Consider the following 12,066-nt stretch of genomic DNA (forward strand, 5'->3'; position numbering starts at 1 on the left):
CCGGCTGACTGCCTGGTCCCAGCGGTCTGCCGCGGGTTGGGATTTCTGGTGTGGGGGCGCGGGTGGGATGATGGGGCGATGTCTGATCTTGTTGTTGTTGCCGCTTGTGATGGGGCGTCGAAGGGCAATCCGGGGCCGGCCGGCTGGGCCTGGGTGATCGCCGACCCGCAGGGACAGCCGGAGCGTTGGGAAGCCGGACCGCTCGGGACCGCCACCAACAACGTCGGCGAGCTCACCGCGCTGGAACAGCTCCTGGAAGCAGTGGATCCCGGTACGCGCATGCAGGTGCGGATGGACTCCCAGTACGCCATGAAGGCCGTCACGCAGTGGCTGCCCGGCTGGAAGCGCAACGGGTGGAAGACCGCGGCGGGCAAGCCGGTGGCCAACCGGGAACTCGTCGAGCGGATTGACGAGTTGCTGACCGAGCGGGATGTCGAGTTCGTCTATGTGCCCGCGCACCAGGTGGGCGGAGACCCGCTGAACGCCATCGCCGACCAGGCCGCCAGCGATGCGGCCACCACGCAGCGGTCCGCCGGGACCGCCCACGGTGACCAGGACATGCCGGTGCCGGCACCGGCCCGTGTCACCCCGTCACGGGCCAGGACCACCACCGCGCGGAAGGCGCCGTCCGGAGCGAAGCCGGCCTCCTCGGGCAAGCCGAGGACCATCAAGGCGAAGTTCCCCGGACGCTGCCCCTGCGGCAAGCCGTATGCCGCAGGCACCCCGATCATGAAGCGCGAGCAGGGCTGGGGCCACCCGGACTGCAGCCCTGTCGCGTGAGGCACGGGGCTGCCCGGTCAGCTGTCCGGTCGATGCGTCCGAGGGTGTCGGCGTGGAGCCGACAGCACCCCTCGGTCAGGCAGTGGCCACCGGGGTGACCGCGTCCGCCTCCTTCTTGACTTCGGTGTCGGCAGCCCCCGCGGACGCGTTGGCGCTCGCACCGTCGGGCGAGGTGTAGAAGACCGAACGGTTCTGCCGGGTGCGCTGGGCCTGGCCCTTGGCCACGAGGTTTTCGAGGGTGTTGCGCACCACGGTGTTGGCGATGTTCCGGTCGGGGTGTGCCGCGGTGAGACCCTCCGTGATCTCGGCCGCCGAGCGCGGCTCATCGCTCTTCGCGAGGTGGGCGGCGACGAGCTCCCGCAGCGTGGGACCTCCGGTCGCCCGGGTCCTGGCCGCGGGCTGCTCCTGCTTCTTCGGGGTGCGGGCGGCGGACTTCGGGGCCGTCCGCGCCTGGGGGACGCGCTGGGCCGAGGCCTCCGCGGTCTTCTTGGCGGCCTTGGCACCCTTGGCGCCCTTGGTGGCCTTGGCCGTCTTGCCGGGCGTGGGTGCGGCGGTGTCGGTGTCACCGAGTGCCTGCTGCATCGTGGTCAGCAGGGCGTGGTTGTTCTCCAGGACGCTCAGCTGTTCCTGGAGCGTGGTGATCTGTGCGGCGATCTGTTCGCGATCGGTGACGTTGCTGTCGAGGTCGCTCTGGATCTGGGCGGCATACTGCGACTGGAGTGTGGTGCTGTCCGGCACGAGTCGTTCCTCCGGGGTGGGTGCGTATGTGATTGCTGCCGGATGTTACGCGCCTCGTCTGTGTTGGGGCAGCCACTTGCAACAGATGGACCGCCCAGGGTGAGGGCACTTTGTGGGACAACGACCCTGACGCGCACATCGAGTGACGTCTCACCCTGAGCATGAGGGTCATTCCCGCTCCACCACATCCACACGAACGAGCGGGCCCGCACACGGTGGGCAACGTGCCCCGAGCATGTGCCTGGCGGGTCGTCAGTCGCATCACTGTGCTGTCATTCCGCCGTCATGCACCTCAGTTCCCGCTCGCCTTGTGTGCGGCGCACACATGCCGCGACGACCGCGCCCAGGTTTCCGGTCTCGGCGAAGAGCGCACGCTGGATCCGGGCCCCGTTGCCCCGGGCGATGTGTTCCGCGGTCGCCTTGCGGGCCCAGACGAGATCGTCACTGCTGTCGAGGGCGTCGCGCACTTCGTCCAGCAGAGCCCGCACGACCACCTGCGCGGGGGCGGGCCGCATGGTCACCGGGTGCAGCAGGTCGCTGTCGAGTCCCGACCGCGCGGCCCGCCAGGCGGCGAGCCGCAGCAGGCTCACACCGTGACCGAGCGGCGGCCGTCCGGCCCGCCAGTCGAGGGCGGCCGTCTCGACCAGGGCGCGCGCCAGGCATGCCACGAGGGTCGTCGTGGTGGCCTCCAGGCACACGTCCGCGACCCGGATCTCCACGGTGGGGTAGCGGTGCGAAAGCCGGGCGTCGAAGTAGATCATGCCGCGGTCCCGCAGCACCCCGCTGGTCACCATGTCGTCGACCTGTGCGTGGTAGCGCTCGGCCGAACCGAACGCGGCCGTCGGTCCGGACATGGGCCACCGCCCCCACACCCTGCTGCGGTAGCTGTTGTATCGGCTGTCATGGCCTTGCCAGTACGGTGAGTTCCCGCTCAGCGCGGTCAGTATGGGCAGCCACGGCTGGATCCGGTCCACGACCGCGACGCCCTCCTCGTCCGAATCGACCGACACATGGACGTGGCACCCGCAGGTGAGCTGTTCCAGTGTGGTCAGACCGAACTGTTCCTCCATCCACTGGTAGCGGGCCCCCACGTTGAGTGCGGGACGGAAGGGCAGGGGTGAGGTGGCGAGAGCGGCGACGGCGGCGCCGACCTCCGCCGCGTGCCGGGCCGCCTCGCTCCGCCAGCGCACTATCTCGGCACCCAGTTCGTCCATGTCGGTCTGCGGACGGGTGCCGAACTCCAGCTGCTGGCCCTGTAGTTCCTTCTCGAAAGTCTCACCGCAGGTTCCGCCGCCCGCGGCGGCGCACCGGGTGAGACCTGCCAGCACCGCCGAGGACACGGCAACGGGCCCCCCGGTGTCCGGCTCGACCAGGAGCAGTTCCTCTTCCACGCCTACGGTGCGCACAATGACGCTCCCTTGCTGTCAGAGGCCGATCGGGCGGCACGGAAAACGGCCCGGGAGCACCAGCATGCCCGGCCCGCACCCTCCCCGACTCCTGGTGGAGGCACCCTCTTTCGGTCACAGTCGGTAAACCACTAGCCACGGTCTCACCGCTGGCTCCAGACGGCGGCCGTTCCTCGGCCATCCCTTGGGCACCAACTGCCGAGAGCGGACGGACACGCCGCTGACCGGGGGGAATCCCCGAGGGGCGGCCGGATTGGGGGTATTCCTTGTGGCGCGAGTGCGGGCATGGACTCGGCCGCCCTCGCGCCACCACACGACGTACGGATGAAGGAGACGCGGGTGCGAGTAAGTCTTGTTGCTGCCGGGGTCGTCGCTGCTGCCGGGGCGCTTCTGGGCGCGGCCGCCGTCCCGGCCGGTGCTGCCACCTCCGGTGCCGCCACGTCCGGTTCGGTGTCCGCCAACCCCACCGGGACGGTCTCAGCGGACGGCACGGTGACCCTCTCGGGCACCTACCGCTGTTCCAGCCCGGCCGATCCCGGCCCGGTCTTCGTGGCCAGTACGGTGCGGACCGGCTCCGTCGGGCACGGCATCGGCGGCACGTCGGCGACGTGCGACGGCGCCGAACACACCTGGGTCAACCGGGAGAATCCTTCCTCCGAGTCGCCGGTGAAGGCCGGCCCGGCCACCATCGAGGTGACCTTGTTCCAGCTGAACCTGCGCACCGGCCTGCCGCTGCCCGTCATCTTCGCGACCGACCGCCACGGGCTGGATCTGCGCGCCACGAACTGACGCCGCCCGGTGCCCGGGGCCGAGTGCCGCCGGTCGTCTCCGCCGGGAAGGGCGGGACGTGATCGGCGGCGCTCTTCGCGCTCCTGACGTCTGAGCGGCGTTCTGGTTGCCTCCGCAAGTGTGCAGGCGGTGAGTTTCGGACATACCTCCACGCATGGGGGTGTGGTGGTGTACTCCCCCTGGGAGGAGCGTGCTCCATGGGGGCGAAGACCACTGCCGAGCGCCTCAACGCGCGCAATTCATCCGGCCGTTGCCCCGATCTGGCCGAAGATTTTCTTGATCCAGTGTCGAGATAGTAAAACAAACGACCGAAAACGTCCTCTTTGTTTTGACTCCTGATCGGTGTGCGGTGAAGGTCTCGTGTATGTCCCCTTCGTCCCGCACCGCTGCCGGCGGTCTGCTCCGCATGCGCGATTTCCGATTATTTCTCGCGGGAGCCGCGGCCGGGCAGGTCGGTGCCCAAGTCACCCTGGTCGCACTGCCCCTGGTCGCCGTGCTCGAACTCAAGGCGCCCGCTTTCCAGGTGGGGCTGCTGACCGCCGCCGAGACCGCCGCGTTCCTGCTCATCGGTCTCCCCGCGGGCGCCTGGGTGGACCGGATGCGCAAGCGGACGCTGATGGTCCGAGCCGATGCGGTGCGCGCCGTGGCCATGGCCAGCGTGCCGCTCGGCGCCGCCGCGGGCGTACTGACCATGGCCCAGCTCTACGTCGTCGCCCTGATCACCGGGGTGGCCACCGTGTTCTTCGACGTGGCCCACCAGAGCTACCTGCCCCAACTGCTGCCCAGGGAAAGCCTGGTGGCCGGCAACGGGGCGCTGGAGACGGTACGTTCGTCGGCCCAGGTGGCCGGTCCCGGACTCGGCGGCGGCCTCGTACAACTCGTCGGAGCACATCTGGCGATCGTGGCCGACGCGATCGGCTATGCCGTGTCGGCGCTATTCCTCCTGGTGATCCGGCAGCCCGAGAGCAAGCCCGAGCCGGTGCCCGGCGCGTCGCTCCGCAAGGACGTGGCGGAAGGTCTGCGCTTCGTGCTCGGCCATCCGCTGCTGCGCGTCATCGCGGGCACCACCGGTCTCGGCAACTTCTTCACCGCCATGCTGATGGCCACGCAGACCGTCTTCCTGGTGCGGGTGCTCGATCTCGCGCCCGCCGCCGTGGGCGTCATGCTCTCGGCGTCCGCCGTGGGCGGACTCGCCGGAGCCCTCAGCGCGGGCCGACTGGCGGCGCGGTTCGGTCAGGCGCGCATCATCTGGCTCTCCGCCGTTGTCACCGGACCGTTCGCGCTGCTCTGGCCGCTGTCCGGCAAGGGGGTCGCCGCCACGCTCTTCGGGATCGCCTCCGCCGTGGTCTTCTTCGGCGCCGTGGTCTACAACGTCGCCCAGGTGAGCTTCCGTCAAACGCTGTGCCCAACACGCCTGTTGGGGCGCATGAACGCCACGCTGCGCTTCCTGATGTGGGGCACCCTGCCGCTCGGCGCGCTCGTCGGCGGCGCCGTCGCGGACGGCCTCGGTGCGCGAGCCGCCCTGTGGATCTGCGCCCTCGGCTTCCTGGTCGTCCCGCTGCCGCTGCTGCTCTCGCCGCTGCGCGGCATGCGCGAACTCCCGGTCACCGCGCACGCCGAGGACGACGCCGAGCAGAACGCGAGTCCCGGCCACGACGAGACCGTCCCTGTCGCCTGACCGCAGCGTGGCCGGTCAACGCTCTTGTATTGCACGGCACTTCATGTCCAACCAGGCCTGAAAGATCCCAACCCCGAGAGAGGATCACGTGCTTTCCAGCATCACGGGCCAGTATCTGGCCCGCTATCAGCGCCTCGGCGCGCCAGACGTGGCGGCGGGTCTGCTGCCCGTCACCGGTGCCCAGCGGCGCTTCTTACTGGTGCGCTCCCTGGACCCCGCCGGCCGCGCCGACATCGTCCCGATGTTCTTCGCCTTCCCGCGCGGCACCGTCGACCAGGTACGGCTGCGCGCCGCCGCGAACCACCTGGCCGCCCGCCACCCCGCACTGCGCTCCCGGCCCTGTGTGGTGCGCGCCACCCCCGTCCTGCGGCCCGGACCGGCGGATGTGCCCTTGGACCAGGTGGCCTGCGCCCCTGGCGAGGATGCCCACGACGCGCTGCGCCGCACGCTGGCCGGCTGGGTCGCGGACGGTCCGCCGCTGCGCCTGTTCCTCGCCCAGCACGGCCCGGACGCCGAAGAGGTGCTCGCCGTCGTCCTGGACCACACCGCCTGCGACGGCCACTCGCTCGCCCGCATCGTCGAGGAGCTGGGCGCGGCCTACCGCGACGGCCTCGGCCCCCAGGACGTGGCGCCCGCCGAAGCAGCCGCGGAACTCGCCACCTACCGGGACGCGGTGCTGCGCCAGCTGGATGCCGAGGAACGCGCGGGCTCGCCCCGTGCACTGGCGTACTGGGGAGAGCGGCTGGGTGCCGTACGGGATCGGGCGCCGCTACCTCGAACGCTGCCCACAGCGGGCGAACTGCCCACCGGAGCAACTGAGTTGATACTGCCCTCAGCGCCGTCCGGCGTCGCCTTCCCGGCGTTGCTCGACGCCTGCCGGGCGGCTGCCGCGGTCCTGTACGGAACAGACGCGGTGTCACCCATCGGCTATCCGTGGGGCGGGCGTCCGGCGGGCGCCGAACCTGTGCTCGGCTGCTTCCTCAACACGGTGGTCTTCCCTGCCGACACGAGCCGTGCCGCGGCGCCCGATGTGACGGCCACCGAGTGGTGGGACGACCTGGACCGGGCCGACACCCCCTTCGACGAAGTGGTGCGGGCCGCCCGTTCGGGCGGGGCCCAGTGGTCCGGCAGGCTCGACGGCCTGCTCACCGTGGACGACTCCCGCCACCGTGTCCCGCTGAGGCTCGGCGCCGTGGCGGGCCGCGAAGTGCACATCGGCGGCCGACAGGTACGGGCCCCCTTCGCCGTCTCCGTCACCCAGGGCCCCGAACTCCACCTCCGCATGGTGTGGGACCGAGCCGTCCTCGACGACCGAGCGGCCGAGGACGCCTTCGCGGCCCTGTGCGGAGCACTGCCCGCCGAAGCCCCGGCCCACTGACCCGCCCGCCGGTTCACGGCCGCGTATCGCCGCCCGAACCGCCGGTCCACGGCCGCGCACTCCCGACCCGGCCACCGGTCCCATGACCGTGTGGACCCCCTGAACTCCAGCATCCGGCCGTGCCGCGCGATCCGCGGACCGGCCGGCGCGCCGCCGCGCGGGCGCACGACCGTGCCCCGCGCCCACCGACCCGACAACCCAAGGGATCGCCCATGCTTCCCCTCTCCTCCTCGCAGGAGATCGTCTGGCTGCACGAACAAGTGCAGCCGGGCAGCCGCGCCTACAACTTCACCGCCTCACTCGACCTGTGGGGCACCCTCGACGTCGACGCCCTGCGCAGCGGACTCGCCGCCACGCTCGCCCGCCACGCCGGACTGCGGCTGGAACTCGTACCGGTGGCGGGCGCGATGCCCGGCCAGCGGGTGGCCGATGAGTGCCTGCCGCGACTGCGTACGGTGGACATCACCTGGGAAGCCGACCCCGAGGCGGCCTTCGAGGAACTGCTGCGGTCCGAGGCCGAGACCCCGCTCGACACCTTCGAGGCCCCGCTGCTGCGCTGGACCCTCGTCAAACTCGCCGACGACCAGCATCGGCTCATCCACGTGGAACACCATCTGATCCACGACGGTCACTCCTTCGCGATCCTGCTGAACGACGTCTTCAGCGTCTACCGAGCCCAAGTCATCGGTGAGGAAGCCGAGTTGGGGACGGCCGGCTCGTACGCCGACCATGTGCGCGCCCAGGCCGCCGACACCCGGGCCGACGAGCAGCGGGCCAGCCTGGAGCACTGGACCGCCGAACTGCGCGACGCCTCCTACGACATGCCGTTGCCGGGTCTGACGCGGCCCGGCGCGCGCCGGCGCCACCATGGCGGCCAGCTGCGCCAGTCGATCGGCGCGGACCTCGCGGAGCGGCTGCGTGCCCACACCCGCGAGCGCGGCCTCACCCCGTTCGCCACCCTCCTCGGACTCTTCGCCGAACTGCTGCGCCGGCACAGCGGACGCTCGCAGATGGTGGTTGGCACCGCGGTGGGCAACCGCCCGCGCGGCTTCGAGGACGCCGTCGGCATGTTCGTCAACACCATCCCGCTGCGGCTCTGCCTCGATGCCGAAGCGCCCGCCGAGGACACCATGGACGAGGTGACCGACACCCTCATCCGTGCGCTCCCGCACCAGGAAGTGCCCATCCAGGAGCTGACCCGGGCCCTTGGGCTGCACACCTCCGGCGCCGACAACCCGCTGTTCAGTGTGATGTTCAGCGCGCACGACGCGGCCCTGCCCGAAATCGACGTGCCCGGTCTGGACATCACCCTGTTCGAAGGCTTCAACACCGGCACCACCCGGTTCGACCTCGATGTGGTGCTGCTGCCCGACGACCGCCGCGGAGTGAGCCCGCGCCACGGCGTCGCCGGGATGACACTGGTGTGGGACTACGACGCCGACCTGTTCGGCGAGGACGTGGCGAAGCTGCTCGCCGAGCGGTTCCTCGACCTGCTGCGGGCCTACCTCGACGCGCCCGCCACCATCCTCGCCGACCTCGCACTGCCCCCGGCGACGGAGGCGGCCGCGGTCCTCGCGCCGGTCACTTCGGACCGGGACCCGCTCGATCCCGCCGCCGCGCACCACCCGTCGCTTCCCGCACTCCTGATCGGCGCCCGCCGACTCACCTACGGGGACCTGGACGCGCAGGTCGCCTCCCTCGCCGAACGGATGCTGGCCGCCGGGGTCACCGCCGGCCAACCCGTTGCCGCGGTCCTGCCGCGCGGCGCCGACTCCGTGGTGACGCTGCTCGCCTGTCTGCGCACCGGAGCTGTGTACTGCCCGCTGTCGCCGTCCGACCCGCCCGCCCGCCTCGAACTGCTGCTCGACCGGTTGGCCCCGGCGCTCGCCCTCACCGCCCCGGGCAGCGCGGTGCGCGTCCCCGAAGGCCTCCCGCACGCCCACACCGACGCGGCCGCCCTGCCCGCCGCCCGCCCGGCGGACCCCGTACCGGGCGCGGCGTACATCATCCACACCTCCGGCTCGACCGGCGTACCCAAGCCCGTCGCGGTCGGCCGGGAAGCCCTGGTGAACCATCTGACCGGCGCGGCCGAGCGGTTCACGCTCGCGGCCGGTGACCGGGTGCTGCTGTTCGCCCAGCCCTCCTTCGATGTCGCCCTCGAAGAGGTCCTGCCGTCGCTGTACGCGGGCGCCTGCCTGGTCGTACCCGAGCAGGACGTGCCGACCGGTGGGGAACTGGCGGAACTCCTCGGCGCCGCCCGGGTCACCGTCGCCAACCTGCCCACCAGCTACTTCCTCGCCACCCGCGAGGACCTGCTCGCGGTGCTCCAGGCAGGCCGCTGGACGCCGAGGCTGCTCGTACTCGGCGGCGAACGCATCCCGGCCGACGTGATGCGGACCTTCCTCACCGAAACGGGTGCGGGCACCGACACCGGATTCGCCGTACTCAACGTCTACGGCGTGACCGAAGCGGCCATCAGCTCCACCGTGCACGAGATCACCCCCGACGGCCTGCTCGACGGGGCGGAGGTCCCGCTCGGCAGCGAACTGCCCGGTGAGCGCGTCCATGTCCTCGACGCGAGCCTGCGACCGCTGCCCACCGGCGCGGTCGGCGAACTCGCCATCTCCGGGGCCGGGTTGGCCGAAGGCTACGTCGGCAACCCCGAGGCCACCGCGGCCCGCTTCGTCACCATCGACGCGCTCGGCGGCGAGCGCGTCTACCTCACCGGCGACCTCGGCTACCGCGGCCGGGACGGACTGCTCCGCTTCCTTGGCCGCCGCGACAACCAGATCAAACTGCGCGGCTACCGCATCGAACTCGAAGAGGTCGAAGCCGCCGCCTCGGCCGTGCTCGGCGGACGGTCCTGCGCCGTCGTACTCGACCGGGAAGCCGACGGCGGGCCGCGCCTCGTCGGCTTCCGGGAGCGCGCCGACGAACGCGAGGCATGGGACGAACAGACCCTGCACACCGAGCTGAGCGGCCGCCTGCCCGGCGCGCTCGTCCCCGGCCGCTGGGTGCTCCTCGACACCATGCCGACGCTGCCCGGCGGCAAGCCGAACCGGGCGGCGCTGGCCCGCATGGCCGCCGAACTGGCCCCGGCCGCCCCGGTCGAGGAAGCAACCCCGCTCGCCGACCCCACGCTGTCGGACGACCCCGCGGTGGTGCTGCTCGCCGACGGCTGGCGCGAGGTCCTCGGCCACAACAGCTTCGATGCGACTTCGCACTTCTTCCACATCGGCGGGCACTCGCTGCTCGCCGCACAGCTGGCCGCCTGGCTGGAACCGCGCATCGGTGACCGCCCGCCGTTGCGCCTCCTCTTCCAGCACCCGGTCCTCGCGGACCAGGCCCGCGCGCTCGCCGAGATCGCCATCCCCACCCCCGCCACCGCATCGACCACGCCGAAGGAGTCGTGATGAGCGAACAGTTGATGGAACGTCAGAGCATGACGGCCCTGAGCGTCCTGCACGGGGCGCCCCTCGCCGAGGCCGCCGAGAGCGGGGTGCTCTCCCGCTACGAGGAGTGGGTCCGCAACTCGCCCGGGGCCCCCGCAGTGATAGACGGGGAGTTCCGCTGGACGTACGGGCAGCTCGATGAGATGGCCGACGAGGTCGCGGACGTCCTGCGCGACCGGGTGCGGCCCGGCGACCTCGTCGGGGTCTGCCTGGACCGCTCGGCCGCGCTGGTGGTCACCGCGGTCGCACTGGCCCGGCTCGGTGCGGTCTATCTGCCGCTCGGCCCGCGGCCGGGGGAGCGCCGCATCGCCGCGGTCACCGAAGACGTCGGCGTCGTCTGCCTCATAGGCGACCCCGATGTGCTGATGGACCGTCATGAAGGTGTCGAGCACGTCGGGTTGTCGCTTCCGAGTGAGGGTGTCAACGCCGCCGCCCGCGTCGTCGCGGCCTTCGCGCCCCTCGCCCCGGGTGCCCGCACGGCCCCGCCCGAAGCGCTGTACGCCGTGCTCACCTCGGGTTCCACCGGGCGGCCCAAGGCGGTCGTCGTCGCCGAGCCCGCCCTGGGCTCGCTCCTCGACTGGTACCGCCAGGAGACCGGGCTCGCCCCCGGGGACCGGCAGTCCCTGCTCATCGGCGTCGCCTTCGACCCCCACCTGCTTGAGCTGTGGGCCGGTCTGACGTCCGGCGCCGCGCTCATACCCGCGCCGGACGAGGTCCGCTGGGACCCGGCCGCGCTCACCGACTGGTGGCGCGAGGCGGCCGTGACCTGCGTCGTCTCGGCCACCCCCATGATCGAACCGCTCCTGGACCGGCCCTGGCCGCAAGACCTGAAGGTCCGTCACCTCATGGTCGGCGGCGACCGGATGCGCCGCCGCCCCGGCCCCGATGTGACCGCCACCCTCCACAACGCCTACGGCCCCGCCGAGGCCACCATCATCACCACCACCCACGCCATGCGGGCCACCGACGCCGACGTGGACACCGACGCCGCGCCGCCCATCGGCACCCCGATCGCCGGGGCGACCGTGGCCGTCACCGAGGAGGACGGCACCCTCCTGCCGCGCGGCGAGGACGGTGAACTCCGCATCGGCGGCACCTGTCTGGCCCTCGGCTACCTCGACCCGGACCTCACCGCCCGGCGCTTCACCGCCCCGCCGGCCGAACTGCCGGACCTGGACCGCATGTACCGTACGGGCGACCGGGTGCGCATGCTGGACGACGGACAGTTGGTGTTCCTCGGCCGCCTCGACGACCAGGTGAAGATCAGCGGCGTACGTATCGAACCGGCCGAGGTGGAAGCCGCGTTCGAGCAGAACCCGGCGGTCCGCAGCGCCGTGGTCACCGCCCCCCGCGACACCGAGGGCCGCGCACGACTCGTCGCGCACGTCCTGCCGGCCGCGGGCGCCGAGCCCGCCACGGACGAACTGCTCGCCGCCGTACGGGCCTGGCTGCCCGAGCAGGCGGTGCCCTCCACCGTACGGATCGTGGACGCCTTCCCGCTGGACGCCAACGGCAAGGTGGACCGGGCCGCACTCCTCCAGAAGACCGGGACCGTCGCAGCCTCGGAGCCGGCCGCCGCCACCGTGCCGCAGGGCGCCACCGCCGACGAGCGGCTGGTCCTGGCCACGGTCCGCGATCTGCTCGGCCGCCCCCAGACCACCCTGGACGAGAACTTCACCGACGCCGGTGGCACCTCCCTCATCGCGGCCCGGCTCCTCGAAGCGCTGGAGAGGGCGACCCAAGTCCGGCTGCGCGCACCGGAGTTGCTCCGCCAGCCCGACCTGAGGGCGATCGCCGCCGTACTCGGCAAACGGCGCGCCGCCACCCGGCCCGAGGGGGTCTGAC

Annotated in this window: 8 protein-coding genes; 6 read left to right on the forward strand and 2 right to left on the reverse strand. The window is 71.9% G+C overall.

Features of this window, described 5'->3' with window-relative positions:
* Positions 1 to 78: 78 nt before the first annotated feature.
* A complete protein-coding gene (locus OG522_RS33075) occupies positions 79 to 780 on the forward strand; it encodes a ribonuclease H family protein (RefSeq protein WP_329466720.1) in 702 nt (233 codons plus the stop codon).
* Positions 781 to 855: 75 nt separating this feature from the next.
* Here the strand turns inward: OG522_RS33075 and OG522_RS33080 are convergent, their stop codons facing one another.
* Together OG522_RS33080 and OG522_RS33085 are read right to left on the reverse strand one after the other, a co-directional pair.
* Positions 856 to 1,518 carry a hypothetical protein gene (locus OG522_RS33080; RefSeq protein ID WP_329466721.1) on the reverse strand — a complete coding sequence of 221 codons (663 nt, stop codon included), beginning with the start codon at positions 1,516 to 1,518 and terminating at the stop codon, positions 856 to 858.
* Between the two features lie 272 nt (positions 1,519 to 1,790).
* Positions 1,791 to 2,924 carry a glutamate--cysteine ligase gene (locus tag OG522_RS33085; protein ID WP_329466722.1) on the reverse strand — a complete coding sequence of 378 codons (1,134 nt, stop codon included), beginning with the start codon at positions 2,922 to 2,924 and terminating at the stop codon, positions 1,791 to 1,793.
* Between the two features lie 285 nt (positions 2,925 to 3,209).
* Here OG522_RS33085 and OG522_RS33090 point away from each other — a divergent pair, with 285 nt between their 5' ends.
* The 5 genes from OG522_RS33090 (at position 3,210) to OG522_RS33110 (ending at position 12,065) form a co-directional block, all read left to right on the forward strand.
* Entirely contained in the window at positions 3,210 to 3,713 is a 504-nt protein-coding gene (locus tag OG522_RS33090) for a DUF6299 family protein (RefSeq protein WP_329466723.1), read from the forward strand.
* Between the two features lie 364 nt (positions 3,714 to 4,077).
* Complete coding sequence (locus tag OG522_RS33095; RefSeq protein WP_329466724.1) at positions 4,078 to 5,391, forward strand: MFS transporter; 1,314 nt, start codon at positions 4,078 to 4,080, stop codon at positions 5,389 to 5,391.
* 88 nt (positions 5,392 to 5,479) lie between these two features.
* Complete coding sequence (locus OG522_RS33100; protein ID WP_329466725.1) at positions 5,480 to 6,769, forward strand: condensation domain-containing protein; 1,290 nt, start codon at positions 5,480 to 5,482, stop codon at positions 6,767 to 6,769.
* A gap of 212 nt (positions 6,770 to 6,981) precedes the next feature.
* A complete protein-coding gene (locus tag OG522_RS33105) occupies positions 6,982 to 10,182 on the forward strand; it encodes a non-ribosomal peptide synthetase (RefSeq protein ID WP_329466726.1) in 3,201 nt (1,066 codons plus the stop codon).
* On the forward strand, positions 10,182 to 12,065 hold the full coding sequence (locus OG522_RS33110; protein WP_329466727.1) for a non-ribosomal peptide synthetase: 1,884 nt from the start codon (positions 10,182 to 10,184) through the stop codon (positions 12,063 to 12,065). Before OG522_RS33105 ends, OG522_RS33110 begins: the two co-directional genes overlap by 1 nt.
* The last annotated feature ends 1 nt before the right edge of the window (position 12,066 follow it).

The organism is Streptomyces sp. NBC_01431 (assembly GCF_036231355.1).
Lineage (GTDB): Bacteria > Actinomycetota > Actinomycetes > Streptomycetales > Streptomycetaceae > Streptomyces.